The sequence below is a fragment of the Orientia chuto str. Dubai genome, assembly GCF_000964595.1.
GTDB classification, from domain to species: Bacteria; Pseudomonadota; Alphaproteobacteria; order Rickettsiales; family Rickettsiaceae; genus Orientia; species Orientia mediorientalis.
This window is the reverse complement of record NZ_LANP01000004.1, coordinates 13,535-34,935: the sequence shown is the minus strand read 5'-3', so window position 1 is coordinate 34,935 and position 21,401 is coordinate 13,535. Positions and strand designations below refer to the sequence as shown.

Annotated in this window: 18 protein-coding genes, 1 tRNA gene and 1 pseudogene; 17 read left to right on the top strand and 3 right to left on the bottom strand. The window is 28.3% G+C overall.

Annotated features, from left to right (window positions below):
* Window positions 1-65: 65 nt before the first annotated feature.
* The 17 genes and pseudogenes from secF to prmC all read left to right on the top strand — a co-directional run bounded on the left by secF (window position 66) and on the right by prmC (window position 18,097).
* On the top strand, window positions 66-1,001 hold the full coding sequence (gene secF / locus OCHUTO_RS01045) for a protein translocase subunit SecF (RefSeq protein ID WP_045797033.1): 936 nt from the start codon (window positions 66-68) through the stop codon (window positions 999-1,001).
* A 175-nt stretch (window positions 1,002-1,176) separates the two neighbouring features.
* A pseudogene (locus OCHUTO_RS01040) lies at window positions 1,177-2,243 on the top strand (rod shape-determining protein).
* A gap of 6 nt (window positions 2,244-2,249) precedes the next feature.
* A complete protein-coding gene (gene mreC, locus OCHUTO_RS01035; protein ID WP_045797022.1) occupies window positions 2,250-3,095 on the top strand; it encodes a rod shape-determining protein MreC in 846 nt (281 codons plus the stop codon).
* A 265-nt stretch (window positions 3,096-3,360) separates the two neighbouring features.
* Window positions 3,361-4,662 (top strand): MFS transporter, encoded by a 1,302-nt coding sequence (locus OCHUTO_RS01030; protein ID WP_045797021.1) that lies wholly within the window; start codon window positions 3,361-3,363, stop codon window positions 4,660-4,662.
* Between the two features lie 55 nt (window positions 4,663-4,717).
* A complete protein-coding gene (locus OCHUTO_RS01025; protein WP_045797020.1) occupies window positions 4,718-5,056 on the top strand; it encodes a YraN family protein in 339 nt (112 codons plus the stop codon).
* Window positions 5,057-5,835: 779 nt separating this feature from the next.
* A complete protein-coding gene (locus tag OCHUTO_RS01020) occupies window positions 5,836-6,426 on the top strand; it encodes a phospholipase D family nuclease (RefSeq protein ID WP_045797019.1) in 591 nt (196 codons plus the stop codon).
* Between the two features lie 1,202 nt (window positions 6,427-7,628).
* Window positions 7,629-9,431: a ribonucleoside-diphosphate reductase subunit alpha gene (locus tag OCHUTO_RS01015; RefSeq protein ID WP_045797018.1), complete on the top strand. Its 1,803-nt coding sequence runs from the start codon at window positions 7,629-7,631 to the stop codon at window positions 9,429-9,431.
* A gap of 20 nt (window positions 9,432-9,451) precedes the next feature.
* Window positions 9,452-10,438, top strand: coding sequence for a ribonucleotide-diphosphate reductase subunit beta (locus OCHUTO_RS01010; protein WP_045797017.1), 987 nt, complete (start codon window positions 9,452-9,454; stop codon window positions 10,436-10,438).
* A gap of 221 nt (window positions 10,439-10,659) precedes the next feature.
* Window positions 10,660-10,734: transfer RNA gene (locus OCHUTO_RS01005), tRNA-Glu, on the top strand.
* Between the two features lie 114 nt (window positions 10,735-10,848).
* The gene (locus OCHUTO_RS01000) at window positions 10,849-11,187 is read left to right on the top strand and encodes a monovalent cation/H(+) antiporter subunit G (protein WP_045797016.1); all 339 of its coding nucleotides are present in this window, start codon (window positions 10,849-10,851) and stop codon (window positions 11,185-11,187) included.
* On the top strand, window positions 11,171-11,761 hold the full coding sequence (locus tag OCHUTO_RS00995; RefSeq protein WP_045797015.1) for a DUF4040 domain-containing protein: 591 nt from the start codon (window positions 11,171-11,173) through the stop codon (window positions 11,759-11,761). The genes OCHUTO_RS01000 and OCHUTO_RS00995 overlap by 17 nt, the downstream gene beginning before the upstream one ends.
* 5 nt (window positions 11,762-11,766) lie before the next feature.
* Window positions 11,767-12,195 (top strand): Na(+)/H(+) antiporter subunit B, encoded by a 429-nt coding sequence (locus OCHUTO_RS00990; RefSeq protein ID WP_045797014.1) that lies wholly within the window; start codon window positions 11,767-11,769, stop codon window positions 12,193-12,195.
* Window positions 12,179-12,541, top strand: coding sequence for a cation:proton antiporter subunit C (locus OCHUTO_RS00985; protein WP_045797013.1), 363 nt, complete (start codon window positions 12,179-12,181; stop codon window positions 12,539-12,541). Before OCHUTO_RS00990 ends, OCHUTO_RS00985 begins: the two co-directional genes overlap by 17 nt.
* A gap of 19 nt (window positions 12,542-12,560) precedes the next feature.
* On the top strand, window positions 12,561-14,027 hold the full coding sequence (locus OCHUTO_RS00980) for a proton-conducting transporter transmembrane domain-containing protein (RefSeq protein ID WP_045797012.1): 1,467 nt from the start codon (window positions 12,561-12,563) through the stop codon (window positions 14,025-14,027).
* Window positions 14,028-14,091: 64 nt separating this feature from the next.
* Window positions 14,092-15,510 (top strand): proton-conducting transporter transmembrane domain-containing protein, encoded by a 1,419-nt coding sequence (locus OCHUTO_RS00975; protein WP_232296908.1) that lies wholly within the window; start codon window positions 14,092-14,094, stop codon window positions 15,508-15,510.
* Window positions 15,511-16,401: 891 nt separating this feature from the next.
* Window positions 16,402-17,229 carry a tRNA pseudouridine(38-40) synthase TruA gene (gene truA / locus OCHUTO_RS00965; protein WP_045797009.1) on the top strand — a complete coding sequence of 276 codons (828 nt, stop codon included), beginning with the start codon at window positions 16,402-16,404 and terminating at the stop codon, window positions 17,227-17,229.
* A 1-nt stretch (window position 17,230) separates the two neighbouring features.
* Window positions 17,231-18,097 carry a peptide chain release factor N(5)-glutamine methyltransferase gene (prmC, locus tag OCHUTO_RS00960; RefSeq protein WP_045797008.1) on the top strand — a complete coding sequence of 289 codons (867 nt, stop codon included), beginning with the start codon at window positions 17,231-17,233 and terminating at the stop codon, window positions 18,095-18,097.
* Here prmC and ubiG read toward each other — a convergent pair.
* The 3 genes from ubiG to hisS form a co-directional block, all read right to left on the bottom strand.
* On the bottom strand, window positions 18,084-18,824 hold the full coding sequence (gene ubiG, locus OCHUTO_RS00955) for a bifunctional 2-polyprenyl-6-hydroxyphenol methylase/3-demethylubiquinol 3-O-methyltransferase UbiG (protein WP_045797007.1): 741 nt from the start codon (window positions 18,822-18,824) through the stop codon (window positions 18,084-18,086). The genes prmC and ubiG overlap by 14 nt on opposite strands.
* 804 nt (window positions 18,825-19,628) lie before the next feature.
* Window positions 19,629-20,114, bottom strand: coding sequence for a transcription antitermination factor NusB (gene nusB / locus OCHUTO_RS00950; RefSeq protein WP_045797006.1), 486 nt, complete (start codon window positions 20,112-20,114; stop codon window positions 19,629-19,631).
* 26 nt (window positions 20,115-20,140) lie between these two features.
* Window positions 20,141-21,400 (bottom strand): histidine--tRNA ligase, encoded by a 1,260-nt coding sequence (hisS, locus tag OCHUTO_RS00945; RefSeq protein WP_045797005.1) that lies wholly within the window; start codon window positions 21,398-21,400, stop codon window positions 20,141-20,143.
* Between the last annotated feature and the right edge of the window lies 1 nt (window position 21,401).

Here is a 21,401-nt window from a genome sequence, read left to right as displayed (position 1 = left end):
CTAAAATTAATATAAACTGCTATGTTAGAGAATATTTTAAACAGATAATATATTTTGGAGTTAAAATGCAAATTCTGACACTAGAATCAATAATTAATAAATTAACAATAGACTTTGTTGGACTAAGAAAAGTAAACTACTTAGTTTCAGGTTTACTAGTTATATTTAGTATAGTTAGTCTGTTAATTTTTAAGCTTAACCTTGGTGCAAGCTTTGTTGGTGGAATAAATTTAGAGATCAAAATATCCCCTTTTACCCAGCTAAGCTTGATTCGAACAGCTTTAAATGATACTTCTTTTGGAAAATTATCAATACATAACTTTGGAGCTGACGATGTTTTTGCAATAAAAATACCAAATAACTCTCAAAATAATGACATTGAACTAATAACCAACCAAATAAAAAGTATTCTTGAAACAAAACTTAATTGTAAAGTGGAATTAAGAAAAACTAGTTTTATTGGACCACAAGTTAGTAACTATTTAATTAAATCTAGTATTAAAGCCTTAACTCTAGCTCTTGTTGGAATTGCTATATATATATGGGTTCGCTTTAAATGGAAATTTAGTATAGGTATATTAATTGCTATTATGCATGATGCTATATTATCTATGGGTTTTATGAGCATTAGTGGTCTTGAATTTGATTTAAGTAGTGTTGCAGCTTTACTAACAGTTATTGGTTATTCAGTAAATGATTCAGTTATTATCTATGATCGTATTAGAGAAAATATGAATAAAACCAATCTCTCTAGCAAACCTATCGAAAATATAATCAATATTAGTATTAGTGCTACATTATCAAGAACTATACTAACAGTACTTACAACTCTATTAGCAAATTTAGCATTAATATTCTTTGGCGGAATTGCTATTAGAGGTTTTAGTATTCTGGTATTTATCGGTATTATCATAGGTACATATTCCTCAATATTTATTTCAGCTCCAATATTGATGTTATTGGATTCCCCCACAAAAAAAAGTAATAAACTATACAACTAATATATCATTTTTTGTATTTATAGAGTAATTGATATTATCATTCTTATAAAGAATAGAACTATAACGCTATTATAAAATATTAATTAATTCTTGAATAATTAATATTTTACATTTACTTCCAAACAAGGACAGCTATATTTATGTGTTGAGTTATAATTTTATTCTATTGTGGATTATGCTTTTTAAGAAATATATAAAAAAAGTCAAAGAAAAAGTACTAAGTTTATATTCCTCTAGTATGGCTATTGATCTTGGTACAGCTAATACGCTTGTTTATGTACAAGGTAAAGAATAGTATTAAACGAGCCATCTGTTGTTGCATTGATTCGTGATGGTGGAACTTATAAACCATATGCATTTGGTCATGAAGCTAAAATGATGTTAGGCAAAACTCCATCAGATATTGAAGCAAAAAGACCACTAAAAGACGGAGTTATTGCTGATTTTAAAGGTGCTGAAGAGATGATTAAGCACTTTATTCACTCAGTACACAATCGTAAAAGCTTCGCTGGACCAATGATTATCATATGTGTGCCTTCAGGCTCAACTCCAGTGGAACGGCGTGCTATACAAGAAGCAGCAGAGAGTGCTGGAGGGCGTGAAGTATTTTTAATTGAAGAGACTATGGCAGCAGCAATTGGAGCTGGATTGCCTGTTACTTCTCCAACTGGATCAATGATAGTAGAAATTGGAGGAGGTACTACACAGGTAGCAGTATTATCACTTGGGGGAGTTGTATGTTCAAGGTCAGTACGAGTAGGTGGAGATAAAATGGATGAGGCAATCTTGTCTTACATTAAACGTTATCATAACTTAGCAATAGGAGATCCTACAGCTGAAAGAATAAAAAAAGAAATTGCAACTGCTTATTTTTCTCCAAATACTGAAGCTAAAACTATGCCAATTAAAGGTCTAGATTTAACTAATGGTATTCCAAAGGAAATTATAATTTCTGAACAACAAATTGCTGAGAGTTTAATTGAGATAATTAATCAAATAATCGAAGCAATTAAAGCTACACTTGAGTGTACTCCCCCAGAGCTTTGTGCTGATATTGCAGATAGAGGAATATTATTAAGTGGTGGAGGGTCTTTAACTAGAGATTTACCTTTAGTGTTAAAAAAAGCTACTCAATTACCAGTGTTAATTGCTGAAAAGCCTTTGTTTTGTGTAGTTTTAGGATGTGGTAAAATATTAGAAGACTTTGGCAAATTTAAACATGTATTGTTCAAGCAACACTAATTTTTTATGGCTCTTTTAGAAAATCGCTATAAGTATCAGAGCAAAAATATAATAAAATATTTATTAACTATATTAACTAAATTTCGTTTAATTACAGTTGTTTTTATACTTGTTGCATCTATATTTATAGTCTGTTTTTCTAACACTCAGCGTATCAAGTCTATTATACTAGAAAATACAGGTCAAATACTTGAAACTTCTTTATCAGTTCTAAATTTTATTAGTAATAAATACACTAATATTGCGCAGTATTATAAATCTCTTAATCAATTACAATTGGATAATGCTGAATTAAACTTAAGAATATCTTATTTACAAGATGTTGAGCAAAAACTCGCTATATCAATAGCTGAAAATCAAAGATTAAAACATTTCATTAACTTTCGTGAAGAAGAGCTTAGTAATTCAATTACTGCTAGGTTATTAGCAATTAACTCAACTGAGTATAACAAACTAGGAATTATATCAGCAGGACTACATCAAGGTGTGAAGAAAAATAATATTGTATATGATAATTATGGGTTAATTGGACGAATTATTGAAGTAAGTGATAATTACTCTAAAGTTTTGCTTTTAGCTGATTCAAATTCAAAAATACCAGTAATATCATCTATTTCTCAGGAAAGAGCTATTATTGTTGGTAGAGGTAGTGATAACTATGCTGTAACACTATCATATCTAAATGAAAATGCCCAGGTTCAGCCTGAAGAAATATTTGTAACGTCAGGAGATGGACAATATTATCCTTATGGAATTGCAGTAGCTAAAGTATCTGCTATAAATAACAAAAATATTATCTTAACTTTATGTTCTAATTTAAATAGAGTTGAGTTTGTAAGAGTAAGATTATAGTACTAATATTAACATAGCTTATAATAAAATAGAGATATATCGTTAATACTTGACAATCAGATATATTATGCCAAAATGCATATACACTTATTTTACAAATAAATGAGAATTTACATAATTTTATTTTGTTATAATTTACTCAAATTGGAACAAAATTTAGCTTTCTAAGTATCAATGCATCATTTATTCTACAGAAATATCAAGAATTACTCTCCAGCACTTTTAGCATTAACAAATAATAATTTAACAATTAGGCCAGAATTTTATGTGTAAAAATAAGTACAAATTTGTTTTTCTTGCAGCAATATTTGGAAATATATTAGAGTATTTTGACTACACATTATATACAATTTTTGTATTACAATTGGGACAAGCGTTTTTTCCAAAAAGTTCTGAGTTTGTACAAGTAATATCTGCTTTATCATTGTTTGCTGTAGGCTTCCTAGCAAGGCCTGTAGGTGGAATATTTTTTGGTTATATTGGAGATAAGTATGGCAGAAAAATATCTTTAGTTATATCAATGTTAGGCATGACCATTCCTACCTTTTTGATAGGATTAATTCCAACTTTTAACCAGATTGGTTACTTAGCTCCACTTACATTAGCATTATTGCGGTTAACACAAGGACTGTGCTTAAGTGGTGAGGGAGCAGGAACTGCTATTTTTGTTTTAGAACACCAACATAATCTAAAACCAGGATTAGTTACAGGATTGGTACATGGATCTAATACTGCAGGGATGCTGTTAGCTACTATTGTTGGTATAATAGTTGAAAATTATTATTTTGATATTAAAGATGCTTGGAGAATAGCATTTTTACTAGGTGGTTTTCTTGGATTAATAGGGCTATATGTACGGATTAAAGTAGCTGAAACTCCAGTGTTTTTAGCGTTAGTCAAAAAGAGGAATTTATTAAAATATCCACTAGTTGATGTTATTAGAACTGCAAAGCATAAAATGTTAATAACTTTCTGTGTTGGAGGAGTAACAAGTAGTATTGTATATCTTGTAAAGAGTGTTAATGTTTTTTATAAAACCATATTACATTTTAATAATAGCAGTGCTTTATATTACTTATTTTATACATCTTGTATTTTAATGATTTGTATGCCAATATCTGGGGCTATTTCTGATTTTTTAGGACGAACTAAAATGATGATATACTCCGTTGCTGCTACAGTAATTATGGCGGCTGTAGTTTTTTCTCTTATGTCTTCAGATATTATCTGGCATCAGCTTTTAGGATTAACAGGTCTTGGCATGCTTGCAGGTGGAGTTTCAGGAGTATCTTATATCTTTATAATTTCATTATTCACTCCTGAGCAAAGATTCACTGGTATAGCATTTAGTTTTAACTTAGGTAATGCAATATTTGGCGGTACTGCTCCAACAATTACAACTTGGTTAGCTGGAACAATAAAAAACAATTATGGTTCAACACTTGGACATATTGCACCAGCATTTTATATTATGGCTACTTCAACAGTTTTTTTATTAGTAATGTATTTTACATATCACTGGGTTAAGGAGTATGATAATCAATTAAATTTTAACAATAAAAATTAAAGTTTTTAGCTATATTATCGTGTATAAAAAGTGCTAGCAGTTTAAAAGGACGTTAATGATAAGTTGTTACAATCTAGGAATATTAGCTGAATGGTTAATAATTGCTAGGTACTGTATAAGGTTATACTGTTTAATAGCTCATAGAATGCGTAACAGCGCTGGGGAAATTGATATTATATGTACTAAAGGTCAAATTATTATTTTTATTGAAGTTAAAGCCCGTAGATCAAATTTTGATGATACTATATGTAGTCATAATCAAATAGCTAGAATTAGAAAAGCAGCTGAGCTGTATCTTTACCACAATAAGCAATATAGTAATTTTAACGTTAGATTTGATTTAGCAATAGTAAGGCCTATGCAATTTCCATTAATTATTGAGAATGCCTGGTAGTAAACCACGATGTGTATAGCTTAATCTATTCATGTTAATTCAAAATAAGAAATAATAAATACAAATATTAAAATTAAGTTTAGTAAAAACCTGTAAAACATTAGAAAGTTAGAAAACAGCACTTTGAATATATAAACTTTGTAATTACATCTGTTTATATCTGTGTAGCATATTTATTACATAAAATCTGAGATTTTAGATGTTATACTGCCATTAGCATTTTAAAATTCTCGAAAGTAAGCTACATAATCATTAGTTCTAACTATTTCCTTTTTGGATCATACGAATATTTCTATACAGGCAATAGTAATCTTAGTACTAGTGAAAACTCTTAAAACCAAGCATTAGTTTAATTCTTTTTTTTATAAAATAAATACAATTTACCATTTAATGTATCTTGTTTATTCTCCAGCTATTTCTAATCGCTTTCTAACATTTCTTAACTAACCAAAGGAGAAAAAAAGTTGCATAATCTATTTTAGCTATACTTGCTATTTCTTCTAAATTATCTATAATTTAACGAAAATCTGCACTTCTAATATTATTATTTAGGTGATGAGCAAAATCCTTTCAAATACTCCAAGTATCTTGGAAATATAGTAAATAGCATAAATATTGTTTTTAAGATACTTACACTCTATAATCACATAACGAACAATAGATGCAATAGAACCGTATATTAAACCCCCTATTAATTCTATATCTCTATCAAGCAATTTATAGTTGTATTTATATTAATTTAATATTAAAATGTTGACTTTATTTAAGAAATATAAGATATGACAAATACTAACATATCAAGAAAATCTAAATTTATTAAAGGCCAGACTCTAGCAGTCATGCTTGTTAATCTTACAATTGGTGCTGTAGCTGGTATTAAATATTCAGACTTAGAACCGAGGCATCAGACTGTAATTAGTAAAGAGGCTAATTTAGATATTTGTTTTACACCTTCATCTTCTGGATGTGCTACTCTAATAACTAAAGAAATTGCTAGTGCCAATAGCAGTATATATATACAAGCTTATGGATTTACATCTGCTAGTATAGCAAATGAAATAGTAAAAGCGAAAGAACGTGGCGTAAAAGTATTTGTGATACTAGACAAAAGTAATCTTAGCGGAAAATATTCTAAAATTAAATTGTTAAAGCAATCTGGTATTGATGTTAGAATTGATACTGTACCTGGAATTGCACATAATAAAGTAATGATTATTGATGATAATAAAGTAATTACTGGCTCTTTTAATTTTACAGAAGCAGCTGATAAAAGTAATGCTGAAAATGTTGTTATTATTCAGAATAATGATGTTGCTAAAATTTACTTTGATAACTGGCAAAAAAGATATTCACGCTCAAGAGAAGCATAAATACTTATATTGCATGTGTGTTTATTAACTAAGGCATATCAAAGACATTGTATGTTAAAAATATATTAGTAATATAAGTTACAAAAGATTATGAAATAGAGAAAGCTAGTGTATAGTATAAGCTTATGAAGACAACAGCTTGTGCACTAGAAGCGACTAGCTTTCAGAACAATTCAAACACAAACAGCGGAGGTTTTTATAAAGTCATTAAGCGGGAAGTATTACTACACTCTTATATATCACTATTTTGGTATAGCATTATTCTTAAATACTTTCTGAAAAAATTACCTTAGCAGCTGCAGCATCTCTACGTTTTCGTTATAAGCATTTGATAATATTGCTACAAGAGTGAATTGCTATATAGATATATCCATTTACCATTTTAATATGTCTCATCCATGCTCTAGCTATTTCTAAGCGCTTCCTTATGTTTCTTAACCTCTTGATCTATAAAGAGGAAAACACAATTAACCATCTTTGAAAAGTCACATTATCTATGCAATTACAGCATCGATAAGAGCAGTAGTAATACTTCTGTCTTATAGAGCAAGATAATGCATTTATTAAAAAATGCATTACACTAATACTTAGTTTCATTAGTTTTAAAAGTCTTATAGTACTAAGATTACTATTGTTGTTATAGAAAATATTTGTATGATCACAAAAAAATAGCCAAGCTAATGATTATGTATCCGTTTTCGAGAATTTTAAAATACTAATAGCAGTATAACATCTAAAATCTCAGATTTTAATAAATTAATTATAATATGCTACACAGATAACAGCACCTCGATTTACAGTTGGCACTATAAAAAGAGCCATGAAAATTATTAACTTTTTATTGCAGGTATTAATATATGCAAGTTCTACAAATTAACTATTCTAGTTTTATTTCGTGTCTCTTATGCAACAAGAAAATTATATGCATAATAAGTGCCTATAGTCTTAATTTACTAAGTAAGCATCCAGTAAGTCAGCCTATAGTTGAAAATTTTGATAAAATATTAATCTTTTTAGATTGAATAGATTCAATAATAACTTATTATTACCAAATAATAGTTTAGTAATGCTAAATTAAACTAAAGATGGGTATTGATTTATAAAAAAAAACTCAGTAAACAATTCTCCACCACAATAAGGTACTGAAATTAGTTGTCTTGCTAAACAATTAAAGGTTATATTATAGAATTAAGTTTTTTGATATGGTAAGTTCATCAAAATTTAGTATAAAGATCAATAATGAACGAAATAAGTTACTATCTACTTCAAGTCAAGCTACTCTTGCAGATAGATATTTACTTAAAGGTGAGACATTCCAAGATTTATGTGTAAGAATAGCAAGCTATTATGCAGATAATAAATCGCATGCTCAAAGGTTGTATGACTATATGAGTCAGCATTGGTTTTTACCAGCTACTCCTATATTAAGTAATGGAGGTACTAATAGAGGATTAGCAATATCATGCTTTGTAAATGAGGTAGAAGATAGCCTTCAGGGAATAGCAGATATATGGATGGAAAATGTTTGGTTAGCATCACGTGGTGGAGGAATTGGCACCTATTGGGGTAATGTTCGTGCCATTAATGAAAAAATTGGTGCAAATGGTTATAGTTCCGGTATTATTCCATTTATAAAAGTTCAAGATGCTATGACTCTTGCTATTTCCCAAGGCTCTCTAAGACGTGGAAGTGCAGCTGTATATTTGACAATTTCTCATCCAGAGGTAGAGGAATTTATTGATATTAGAAGGCATACAGGTGGAGATTCTAATCGTAAATCATTAAATATTCACCATGGTATAGTAATATCTGATCAATTTATGCAAGCAGTGGAAAAAAATGAACCTTGGAACTTAGTTAGCCCTTATGATAATAAAGTTATTAATGTAGTTAGAGCTCGAGATTTATGGGCTAAACTCTTAACAACTAGAATTGAAACTGGGGAGCCATATATTCTATTTATTGATGCAGTTAATCAATCTTTACCTGAGCATCATAAAAAGTTAGGATTAAAAGTAAGAACATCTAATTTATGCAGCGAAATAACTCTACCAACTGGTCGTGATTACATAAATAATCTTAGAACAGCAGTCTGTTGTTTGTCTTCATTAAACCTGGAATATTTTGAACTATGGCAAGGTAATGAACATTTTATACCAGATATTATAAGATTCTTAGATAATATACTTGAAGATTTTATCAATAATGCTCCAGACACAATGTCTAATGCAAAATATTCTGCTATGCATGAGCGTAGCATTGGACTTGGAGTAATGGGATTTCATTCACTCTTGCAAGCTAATAATATACCAATTGCTTCTGTAATGGCAAAAGTCTGGAATAAAAAAATATTTGAACATATAAAATTACAGGCAGATAACATGTCTGTAGTTTTAGCAAAAGAGCGAGGTGCATGTTTGGATGCTCAAAAATGCAATATACAGGAAAGATTTAGCTATAAAACAGCAATAGCTCCAACAGCTTCAATCTCAATTATAGCTAACAATGCTTCCCCAGGTATTGAACCATATGCTGCTAATAGCTTTACACAAAAAACTTTAACTGGTTCATTTTCTATCAAAAATAAAAATTTAGAGAAATTACTTGAATCAAAAGGATTAAATAATGATCAGGTTTGGTCTTCTATTGCAACTCATGAAGGCTCAGTACAACATTTAACATTCTTATCTGATCACGAAAAAGAGGTGTATAAAACAGCGTATGAAATTGATCAACGTTGGTTGATAGAATTAGCAGCTGATCGCACACCATATATTTCGCAATCACAGTCACTAAATATATTTTTGCCAGGAAATTGTAGCAAACAATTATTACATGACATACATTTTGATGCTTGGAAAAAAAATATAAAAAGCTTATATTATTGCAGATCTACTTCTATTCAACGAGCTGAGAAAGTTTCACATGTGATTACAACGAATGGGTTGACAGATAAAGAATTAGCACAAAACAATCATAATGATGAATGTTTAGCATGTCAGTAATATAAATTTAGGAAAAGGAAATGTCATTACTTAATGCAAGACCAATTTATAAGCCATTTTCATATCCGTGGGCATATAAAGCATGGCATATTCAGCAAAAAATTCACTGGTTACCAGAAGAAGTGCCATTAGCAGATGATATAAAGGATTGGAAATATAATTTAACTCCTGGGGAGAAGCATCTCCTTACACAAATTTTTCGCTTTTTTACTCAAGCAGATATAGAAGTCAATAATTGCTATATGAAGCACTATGCTAGAGTATTCGAACCAACTGAAATACAAATGATGTTGTCTGCTTTTTCAAACATGGAAACTATTCATATAGCCGCGTATTCCCACTTGTTAGATACTATTGGTATGCCTGAAACAGAGTATCAGGCATTTATAAAATATAAAGCAATGAAAGATAAATATGATTACATGCAGCGATTTAATGTTGATAATAAAGAAGAAATTGCTACAACTTTAGCAGTTTTTGGAGCCTTTACAGAAGGCGTTCAACTATTTGCCTCATTTGCTATTTTACTAAATTTTCCAAGATTTAACAAAATGAAAGGGATGGGACAAATTATTACGTGGTCAGTTAGAGATGAAACTTTACATACAAATTCTATTATCACATTATTTAAAACTTTTATTCAAGAAAATCCAGAAGTTTGGACAGAACACTTAAAAAGTAGAATTTATGAAGCATGTTGTACTATTATACATTTTGAGGATGCATTTATTGATTTAGCTTTTGAAGTTGGAGGAATTGAAGGATTAGGAGCTAGAGATGTTAAAAAATACATTCGTTATATAGCTGATAGAAGATTATTACAACTTGGGTTAAAAGAAAATTATCTTATCGAACAAAATCCTTTAACATGGCTTGATCAAATCTTAAATGGAGTAGAACACACCAATTTCTTCGAAAATAGAGTTACAGAATATACTAGAAGTGCTACGACTGGATCATGGGATGAAGTATTTGCTAAGATAGATAATAATAAACCCACTATATAAAAGTAACAAGATAAATTTATAACTAGTCTTGTTATCTATTTATCTATCATGTATTTCTATGAGGGATTTCTTACCTAACAAAAGATTATAATTTTTTAATGAGAAGCACAAAGAATCATGTATTAAAAAAGCTATAATATTTATTACTTATATGAACTTATTTATTGATATATATTTAATCCTTGTATAATATAAATTTAATATTTGCTTATAAATGATAAGGCCCCTTCGTCTAGCGGTTAGGACATCACCCTTTCACGGTGGAAACACGGGTTCGATTCCCGTAGGGGTCACCACAAATGATCTTAAGTTAGTATTCTCTTTGCTAGAATCACAACTGTTATTAATACTTGATTATAATTAGTTTTTAATAGTACAATAAATCCTATTAGGAAAATAATATTTTATTCATGCTTCATATTTTTATTAACAGTTGTGGCTTTATATTTTTAGCTTGTGGGATATTTTTCATTGTCTCAAGTGTAGTTGGATTAATCAGATTTTATGATTTTTATGCTAAAGTCCATGCTGCTGGAGTAGCTGATAGCTGTGGAATACCAATGTCATTAATTGGCTTAACTATAATTAATTATCAAAGTATTAGTATTTTTAAAATCCTAATTTTAATTATCTTAATATATATTTTAGGACCAACAGCTACCCATACATTACTTAAAACTTGGTATAATTGTAATCAGCCTAAATCTTTGAAAATTAATGCAGACTCAAAACATGATGCTAACTACTAATTCTTTTCCTAATTTACCTCTAGAATTTAATATTGCTAACATATTTTTATATATATTCTGTTTTTTTTTAATTATAGCAAACATTTCTTTAGCACTAAGCTATAACTTACTAAAATCTATATTATTAATGTCATTATCTAGTTTAATCATTTGTGTATGCTATTTGTTAATGGATGCTCCAGATGTTGCAATGACTGAAGCGGCTCTTGGAGCTTGCTTATCTACTGTAATATTATTAAAAATTGTAAAAAGAATACAGTATAATTTTACTTCAGTAGAAAAATTACCGTTATATAGAAATATAACTTACAGTTTGATATGTATAATTTTTGCAATATGCTTTATGTTAGTTTGTTGCGATTTGCCTGACTTCGGCCAATTATCAACTCCAATGCATAATCATGTTTCAAAATACTATATTGATAATACTGTAGCACAAATTGGTATTCCATCATTTGTAGCTGCTATACTAGCTAGTTATAGAGGATATGATACTTTAGGAGAAACTACAGTAATTCTTTGTGCTGGAATATCAGTAATTTTAATTTTTGCTAATAAAAAAAACAATCAATAACACATATGAAAGGTAATAATGTTATCGTATCTTCAATTATTGCTAAAATTATTACACCATACATATTACTTTTTGCGCTATATATTCAGATTAATGGCGAAGTTTCTCCTGGGGGGGGTTTTCAAGCAGGATCTATACTTGCTTCTGCTATCATTGGATATGATAGCATCTATCCACAACAACTAGTAAGACATAAGCTAGCAATTTTACCACTTAGTATTATAGCTACTTTAGGAGTAATGATATATGGATTAACAGGATTATTAGCACTATTATATGGCAAAAACTACTTAAATTATAATGTAATAACTTTCAGCTATGATAGTCAATCGTTAGGTATTTTTATTGTTGAACTAGGAGTAGGTATAGCAGTAACTGCTAGCTTATTAATTATTTATTATTTATTTGTGATTAATTATGATACTAACCAATAAGTTAATTTATTTTTTTTCTGCAGTATTATTATCATTAGGATTATACATAATTCTTAGCAGTTATAATTATGTTAAGAAAACTATTGGTTTAGCAGTCTTTCAAAACTCTGTTCTAATTTTTTACATAGCTCTTGCAAAAACTAAAGATGGAATAACACCAATAGATCAATGCTTTAAACAACTAAATTGTTCACCTATTACTTATTCCAATCCTATATCACACGTACTAATGCTAACAGCTATTGTTGTAGGCATAGCAACTATGTCTGTAGGCCTTAGCTTAATTTGTCAAATTCATAAAAGTTTTAATAGTTGTAATGAAAATGATATTTTATTACAGCTATAAAAAACAGAATTAAAACAAGATGAGTAATATTTTTCAAGTTGTTAAAGATCATTTGGTAATACTGGAGGTTTTAATACCATTTTTTGGTAGTCTAATAACAGTATTGTGTAGAAAGTTTGCATTAATAATATCGCGTTTATGTGCAGTATTAGGAATAATACTAGGCATATATGGAGTATTATCAATGATAGAATCTTCTCCACATTTCTATGCAATTGGTAACTGGGAAGCCCCTATAGGCATAGAATATCGAGTTGATCGGGTAAACCAAATAATTATTGTTTTTAGTTATTTTATTCTATTCTCATTATTAACATTTAACTCTCAACTTATAAAAACAAGTTTATTATCATCACTCACTCCATCTAGATCTCATTTATTATATTCTATCTTACTTTTACTGCACACAGGATTTTCTGGTATTATTCTTAGTAATGATTTATTTAATATTTACGTTTTTATAGAGATTGCTTCATTAGCAAGCTATACTCTGCTTTCTCAAGGTTTTGATAAGCGAGCCTTAATTGGCAGTATTAATTATTTGATATTAGGAACTATTGGTGCTACTTTTATACTTATTGCCATAGGACTTATACTAAGCAATACTGGTAGCTTGAATATTACTGATATAATTTCCAGGTTGCCACAACAACACTCAAAAACTTTGATTGCAGCAATAATGTTTTACATTACTGGATGCTTATTAAAAGTAGCTATGTTTCCAATGAGTTCATGGCTTATTAACACTTATAAATATACTTCTTCATTAATATTATCATATTTTGCTCCAATTTCATGCATGGTTGGATTTTATATTTTGCTATATTTTGTCCATAAAATTATTGGTATTAACTATATCAACACATTGCATTCGCATCATATTATCAATGCCATAGGACTTGCAGGAACAATATTCTGTTCTTATTACGCTACTCAACAAGGTAATCTGAAGTCAATAATTGCATATTCTGTGTTAACAGAAACAAGCTATATATCACTAATGGTATTTAATATACAAAACTCCACTGTTGGTGCACAAATTATTATTATATTGTTAACTAGCTGTGTAATTAAATCTGTAATATACTCTTTAATTAGCAGAATAGAGATATATTACCATGATAGTAATCTGAAAAATATTGAAGGTATTGGATCAGTTTGCCCAGTGTTTGGTATATTATTTACACTAGCTTTAATTAGCAACCTAGGTTTACCATTAACTATTGGTTTTGTTAATAAGTTAAATATTTTTTTTACAATTTTACAGTCACTGGGTTATTTTAGTATAATAATCTTAGCCATTAGCAGCTGTCTGAGTTTTAATTACCATTATAAAATTTTTCATTACTTATACTCTCATTCTTCTAATATTAGCTTAAAACCTAAAGGTAATAATTATGGAGCATTAATTTTAACCGTTATTAGCTATTTGATGTTAATATTCTACAATCAATTATTAACATACTTGAAGCCATTTTTTTGCTAAAAATCATGTGAGTTTATTAATGCTAAAAAAAATTGTTTTATTATATAATGATATGATATGTTACATGCCGTTTACTATAATTACTGCAATAGGAATATGGAATTTAATTATTCCATTTCTAGTTCATAAAAGTTTTACTAAAGAACTATTAATGCTTGCAATAACAGTATTGCATGCTATTAATGCAATACTGTTATATTTTAAATATCAAGCTGGACATGAATGCTATACTACTTTTTTCAGTATTTGTGACTTTGATTTTAGCTTAAGATTAAGCTTATTAGGCAGTAATATACTTTTGCTAATAGCAATATTGTGGCCAATATCAATAATATATACTATTGGTTTTTTAAAGGCTCATAATGAACCAAATCAGAATAAATTTTTACTTTGTACTAATCTATGCATATTAATCAGTAACTATATTGTTTGTTCTGCTAATTTTTTTACTATGTTGATATGTTATGAACTTTTAACCTTTGCTACAATTCCATTAATAAGACACGTAATTTCTCATAGAACTAATAAAGTTTTACATAAATATACTCAAAGATTATATTTACCATCTTTACTATTTTTAATTCCAACTTTAATAGTTTTGCAATACCAATATCATACAACAGATTTTGTAGAAATTTATAGCATATTACAGTCTCACACTTCATCAATAAATTCTATTTTAGTATTATGCATATTGTGTGGTACTGCAAAAGCAGCAATTGTGCCATTTCATGGCTGGCTTCCACCTGCTATGATAGCACCATATCCAGTAAGCGCAATTTTACATGCAGTTGCAGTTGTTAATGTTGGGATTTTCTGTTTATTAACTAGCATTTTCTCAGTACTAGCGCAGGAAACGTTGTTACTAAATTACGTACAATATTTTATAGCATGTGGAATCGTATATACCAGCTTAAAAGCAATCTTTCAAACTAATATAAAAAGAATTTTGGCTTATTCAACTATCTCTAACTTAGGCCTAATAGTGCTAAGTGCATTTATGAATAGCAATGAATCTTTATTTGCTGCTATTTCTCACATAACTGCTCACTCAATAGGAAAGATTACAGTATTTTACTCTGCTGGCAGTTTATACACAATTAGTAAATGTACTGATATTAAAGATTTAATATCAATGTATTATAAAGCTCCTATAACAACATTATGCCTAACCATAGGAAGTTTATCATTAATAGGTATACCACCATTAGCTGGATTTTTTAGTAAACATCATATAATACTAGAAGCAGCAAATGAACATAATTATTTAGTAATTGCTATTACAATTTTTTCAGGAATTACATCATGCCTCTATCTAGCAAAAATAATAAAAACTTCTTATAGCAATGTAGATAGTGAGTGCAATAATATTAATAATTGTATTAATTTAGAACAAAGTATACCTAAACATATGCTTTATAGCACAATATTGTGTGCTTTGTTAGTTATATTAATTCCTATTATTAATGCTTTTATTATGTAATATAGTTGACAATATAGTTAACTACCAGTATATTGGCTAAATATTTTAGGTTTAGGGATGAAGATTTTAAATGCAACAATGTATTATTATTTTAATTATACTAATATTATTAATTACAATGATAACTGTATTTAATCCATTAGTATTTATTATCAATTATTTCATTTTACCTATGATAGGTAGCTGTATAATTAGTATTATAGCAAGGATATTTGGGTTTATCTTTAGAAAAAAACTTAATTCTTTATATGATAAAACAAGCATAAAAAATCGCTTGTAAATTACTGCTTTTGAATAAATAGTTTAAGGTATAAATTACTATTATAAAATAATATATAAAGATATAAGCCCCCATAAGAGCACTTAAAATAGAAATAAAAAATCAGTTAAAACATAGTTAGTTTCTTCAAAAGGGCTAATAAAATTTTGTAGTTTTTATTCAGCAGACTCAGTTGTTTTAAACCTCAGTTTTAAATTAGAATGCAGAATTAATAGAAGGTTCAATATGCTTAAACAATAAGTAACTAAGAAAGATAATATATGAACAAAAGTATTCCATATTGAATGGTATCATATTATGTTTAAGCTCAAAGAGCTCATTTAATATACTAACTACAACAATTGAACACTATGTTGTTAAGCTATTTTTTTTTTCACAAGTTATACTCTAACTTCTGTATATAATTCTTTCCAATCCAAAACTAAGATATATAATAATTAACTAAAGTATAGAAAATTACAGAAAAAGTTATAGTTTTTAATCATTAAATATTAGTTAACATTGTGTTGAAAAGAGCATACTTTATTAAGTGCAATAATAAAGTTTTTAATTTACTTTTTTTACATTATTAGTATATATGAAATATTACCTTTAATTATTGTATATTTTTAATGTGGCGTTATAAAGCTGTTGTCGAGTATGATGGCACTAATTTCGCTGGATGGCAACGGCAACAAAATAGCATTTCAATACAGCAATTACTCGAAGAAAAAATATCCACATTTACTAAACAAAATATTAATCTTATTGCTGCTGGTCGTACTGATTCCGGTGTGCATGCTTTAGGCCAGGTGGTACATTTTGACTTAATAAATACAAATAATAAAGCTTGCCTTAGTAAGGATGGTCAAGAAAGTAAACAGAATAATACTGCTGCAATTAATAGCTTAAATCTTCCATATTACTATGATCCTTACAAGTTAATGGCTGCAGTTAATCATTTGTTAAAACCTTACCGTGTAATATTAATAAGTTGTGAGCTAACGACTTTACAATTTCATGCTAGATTTTCTGCTAAAGCTAGGCATTATAAATATAGAATTATTAATCGTACAGTACCTTCAGTTATTGATCAAAATCATACTTGGTGGGTTAAAACACCGTTAAATGTTATTAATATGATTGAAGCATCTAATTATTTAATTGGTAAACACGATTTTACCTCTTTTAGGTCTTCTGCCTGCCAATCAAAATCTCCTGTAAAGACTTTAAATAAAATTGAAATCATTACTGCTAACTATCCAGAAATACAAATTTATTTTTCAGCTCCATCATTTTTGCACCACATGGTAAGAAATATAGTTGGTACCTTAGTTTATATTGGCTTATGTAAAATACCTCCTGCTGCTATTAAAACAATCTTACTTGCAAAAAACAGAGCAATGGCTGGCCCTACAGCACCATCCTCCGGTTTATATTTTGTAAAGGTAGATTATTAGTGTGCAGATCAAAGATGCTCTTATAATTGGCAGAAATTTACTATCGCAATATAAAATTTCAAATTCTCACTTTGAATCTAGAGCACTGCTAGCTCATGTTATTAATCAAAGCCAAGAATATATACTTTTTTATTCTGATCGCTTATTATTAAGCAGTGACTATAATCAATTTTTACACTTGATTAAGTTGCGTACTAAGTACTTGCCTCTTGCCCATTTAGTTGGATATAAAGAATTTTATAGCAGAAATTTCATTGTTGACAACTCGGTATTAATTCCTAGACCTGATTCTGAAACTTTAATCGATGCAGTAGTTAGAGATTATAGTAAGATAGCTAATTATCAAACTTCAATACCAATAAACATCCTTGAATTAGGAGTTGGAAGTGGATGTTTAATTATTACTTTACTGCTTGAACTTAAAAACGCTATTGGAGTAGGGGTAGATATTTCAATGTCAGCTTTAAATATTGCTCATCGTAACTGTCAAAAATATAAACTAATAAACTCATTAAAGTTATTACAAAGTAACTGGTTCAGTAAATTAGTATTAGGAGAAAAATATGACATAATTATTGCAAATCCACCTTATATATCAAATTCTGAATTAAATATGTTATCACGTGAAACATTATTATATGAACCACACATAGCTTTATTTAGTAGTAATAACGGACTTCAATCTTATCAAAAAATAGTTCCTTTTATTTCTAGTTTCTTAAATCAGAATGGTAGGTTATATCTAGAATGTAGTTATAATAAAGCAGAAATAATATCTAATATTTGCCTGAAAAATGGCTTAATTCTTGAAAATAAATATTATGATCTTAATGGTTATTGTAGATGCTTAAAATTTAAACTGCAGTAATATACATAATGTAATTAATGCTTATATCATTACTTAAGTACCATTGTTGCAATATAGGATTATAAGATAACCCCTGAATTTCTTTTAAGAACATATTGTTAGAGATCAAAAAATTGTTAATAGTAGAAGGCTTTAAAAATTTATTAAAATTATGAGTACCTTTTGGTAAATATCTTAATAAATATTCAGCTAAACCTATAGCGAAAATATAAGATTTAAAGGTTTGATTTATGGTTGAAATAATAACCATGCCTTTAGGCTTTAAAATTTTACTTAAACATAAAAAAAATTCCTGAATATTGCTTATATGCTCAATAACTTCTAAACATAAAACTACATCATATTTTTCATTGCTAATTTTTATATAATCTTCTATAGAAGTACAAATATAATTAACTTGTACTCCTATTTTACTAGCATGTATTTGAGCAATTTTTATATTTTCATTGCTGGCATCAATAGCTGTAACTGCAGCACCAAGTTTAGCCATAGGTATTGATGTTATTCCGCCACCGCAGCCAATATCAGCAACCTTTAGATCATTAAAAGGCTTTGAGACATTATCTATTAATTTATAATGTGTTAGTATTTTTTGCTTAATAAAACTAATTCTAACTGGGTTCATTAAATGTAATTGTTTAAACTTGCCATTTGGATTCCACCATTCATTAGCTATCGAATTAAACTTTTTTATTTCATCTTGATCTATTGTTGAATTATTGTACATAAGAGGTATTCTTTAAGAAATATGCATTATCAGATGATAAATTATAATGTAATTATAAAATAGTAAGATTGAAGATTATAGATCGATTTTATAAAAATTTATAGAAAACTAAAAAATATATTTTTAAACCTCAGTTTTAGATTAGAAAAGATTAGGTACAAAAGTTAGAGAGGTAAATTGTGAATAAAAGTAATTTAAGGAAATAGTTTACAAAGTATAAGAGATACTCTATCAAAATTAAAAAAATTATTAAAGAATTTCATCAAAAAAGGTATAACAGTTCTATATATAAAAGCTAGTATTATCTAATATATAACTACTTACTCAGTTTTTTATAACTCTTTGATTAATACATCTTCTACATAAATCTCCAAAATGTCTTTATTGTAGTTACCTTCAAATATAAAAGTAGCAGTTAATTACAATTATGCTAATAGACTTAATAGCACCTTTGCTCTGCTTATAGATGCTCTAACCATAGTTACGGTATACATTATCTTCTATCCAGACACATCAATAAATTGTCCTTTTGAAATTAATTTTTTCTATAAACTTATTCCTTAACCTATCATGCCTTTTGGAAGGATAAAAACTTTTTCATAGCTATTTGATTAACCTTAGTATTTGGATACTTGAAATCTTTATATACCATAACTTACTAACTCATTGTTGATTTTGTCTGTATTATTTTCAAGTAATTCCTTTTCCATTAATTCTATATCTCTAAACTTTAATATCTTTCCTATATTTTCTTCTTAATTTGACTTATTAATGCCTTATACTATAAGTATTTTAGAAAACTAATTACTTATCTTTGTTAAGTGATCGTACATTAAAGCTAACTTTTTCCAATAAAGAATTAACAAAGCCAATTTCATTTTCTTGTACAAAATCACTAGCTATATTAGTAAACTCATTAATTATAACTTTATATGGAGTATTAGTAAAAAATTTTAACTCACAAATAGCAACTTGTAAAATTGATAGCAACATTAAATGCAAATCTTTGATTTGCCAGTTATTAGCAAGATGTGATGAAATTATCATATCTATAGTTTCTAAGTTGCTTATAGTTTCATTAATTAACATAGTAAGGTAATTTACCTTTATTTTAAAGCAAGGTACAGTGGAATCTAATTCAAGATCCTCTAATGAACTTTTATCTTTATAGTAAGTAATAATAAAACTTATTATATAATCTATTGTATGCTCAGACTTTAGTATTTGATAACTATATACTCCCTGAATACTTGCAATCCTAGTTATAGTTTTAGCGTTAATTTTAACCATAAAACAGTAATTTACTTAATATAACATCAATTATTTTGTAAATAATTAAGTATTTCATTATGCATTATAACACACTCTTCACTAGTATCTAAGTCTTTGATTTTATAATTTTGCTTGTGAATTTCTGTCGATCCAATAAATATCACTTTTCTAGCATTAATACTATTAGCTTGATTTAATCTTTTAGAAACATTGCCTTGCAAATCAATTACTGTTACAATATTATTGTTTCTTAACTTTTGTAGCAACATAATAGCATGTTGGTTATTTTCTTCATTTATTGGTATAATAACTATGGGCCTTGTATTAACTAAGTTATAATTAGTTAAAAGTGCTAGCCTTTCTATTCCAGCTGCAAAACCCACTGCAGGTAATGTTTTTTTTACCCATTTCCCTCCCATTTGTTCAAATAATCCATCATATCGTCCTCCTCCTAAAACAGAGGATTGAGTTCCAACTTCAGTTAATACATATTCAAAAACTGTATGACAATAATAATCTAAACCACGTACCAAATTAGTATTAATACTATATTTGATACCACAAAACTCTAAATATTCTAGTACTTTATTAAAGTAATTTTTGGCATCTATAGTATAATAATCATATATATTAGGGGCTGATGCAGATATTTTTTGATCATGCAAATTTTTAGAATCTAAAATTCTTAATGGATTTTCTATAAGACGGCGTTGGCTATCTATTGATAATTCGGTTCTATATTTGCTGAAATACTCAACTAAAGCTTGTTGGTATTTTGATCTTGATTCTATACATCCTAATGAATTTATTTCTAAGTTTACTCGATTAATTAAATTCAATGCTTTAAATATATCCTGAGCTAGCAGAATTAGTTCCACATCACTAAATGGAGAACTATCACCTATACATTCTAAATTAATTTGATGAAATTGTCTCTGTCGTCCAGCTTGAGGGTTATCATACCTAAAAGCCGGGCCTGATGAAAAATATTTTAATGGTATCTTCTGATATTGTAGATTATTATGAATAACTGCACGCATAATGCCTGCAGTAAATTCTGGCCTTAAACTAATACTACGACTGCTCTTATCTAGAAAAGTATACATCTCTTTACTAAGAACATCAGAATCTTTGCCTAAAGTACGGCTAAATACTTCTGTATATTCTATTATTGGAGTTGCAATGGGCTGAAACCCGTATAGCTTGCTTAATTTTCTAGAGATGCTAATAATATAATCATGCTTATGAAATTCCTCAGGTAGTAGATCTTTACTTCCCTTAACCGGTTGCAGCTTAACTAACATT

What these genes read in the sequence shown, in the direction of transcription:
- secF (WP_045797033.1), top strand. Translation starts at nt 66, where the DNA reads ATGCAAATTCTGACACTAGAATCAATAATTAATAAATTAACAATAGAC.
- mreC (WP_045797022.1), top strand. Translation starts at nt 2,250, where the DNA reads ATGGCTCTTTTAGAAAATCGCTATAAGTATCAGAGCAAAAATATAATA.
- OCHUTO_RS01030 (WP_045797021.1), top strand. Translation starts at nt 3,361, where the DNA reads ATGTGTAAAAATAAGTACAAATTTGTTTTTCTTGCAGCAATATTTGGA.
- OCHUTO_RS01025 (WP_045797020.1), top strand. Translation starts at nt 4,718, where the DNA reads ATGATAAGTTGTTACAATCTAGGAATATTAGCTGAATGGTTAATAATT.
- OCHUTO_RS01020 (WP_045797019.1), top strand. Translation starts at nt 5,836, where the DNA reads ATGACAAATACTAACATATCAAGAAAATCTAAATTTATTAAAGGCCAG.
- OCHUTO_RS01015 (WP_045797018.1), top strand. Translation starts at nt 7,629, where the DNA reads ATGGTAAGTTCATCAAAATTTAGTATAAAGATCAATAATGAACGAAAT.
- OCHUTO_RS01010 (WP_045797017.1), top strand. Translation starts at nt 9,452, where the DNA reads ATGTCATTACTTAATGCAAGACCAATTTATAAGCCATTTTCATATCCG.
- OCHUTO_RS01000 (WP_045797016.1), top strand. Translation starts at nt 10,849, where the DNA reads ATGCTTCATATTTTTATTAACAGTTGTGGCTTTATATTTTTAGCTTGT.
- OCHUTO_RS00995 (WP_045797015.1), top strand. Translation starts at nt 11,171, where the DNA reads ATGATGCTAACTACTAATTCTTTTCCTAATTTACCTCTAGAATTTAAT.
- OCHUTO_RS00990 (WP_045797014.1), top strand. Translation starts at nt 11,767, where the DNA reads ATGAAAGGTAATAATGTTATCGTATCTTCAATTATTGCTAAAATTATT.
- OCHUTO_RS00985 (WP_045797013.1), top strand. Translation starts at nt 12,179, where the DNA reads ATGATACTAACCAATAAGTTAATTTATTTTTTTTCTGCAGTATTATTA.
- OCHUTO_RS00980 (WP_045797012.1), top strand. Translation starts at nt 12,561, where the DNA reads ATGAGTAATATTTTTCAAGTTGTTAAAGATCATTTGGTAATACTGGAG.
- OCHUTO_RS00975 (WP_232296908.1), top strand. Translation starts at nt 14,092, where the DNA reads ATGCCGTTTACTATAATTACTGCAATAGGAATATGGAATTTAATTATT.
- truA (WP_045797009.1), top strand. Translation starts at nt 16,402, where the DNA reads ATGTGGCGTTATAAAGCTGTTGTCGAGTATGATGGCACTAATTTCGCT.
- ubiG (WP_045797007.1), bottom strand. Translation starts at nt 18,824, where the DNA reads ATGTACAATAATTCAACAATAGATCAAGATGAAATAAAAAAGTTTAAT.
- nusB (WP_045797006.1), bottom strand. Translation starts at nt 20,114, where the DNA reads ATGGTTAAAATTAACGCTAAAACTATAACTAGGATTGCAAGTATTCAG.
- hisS (WP_045797005.1), bottom strand. Translation starts at nt 21,400, where the DNA reads ATGTTAGTTAAGCTGCAACCGGTTAAGGGAAGTAAAGATCTACTACCT.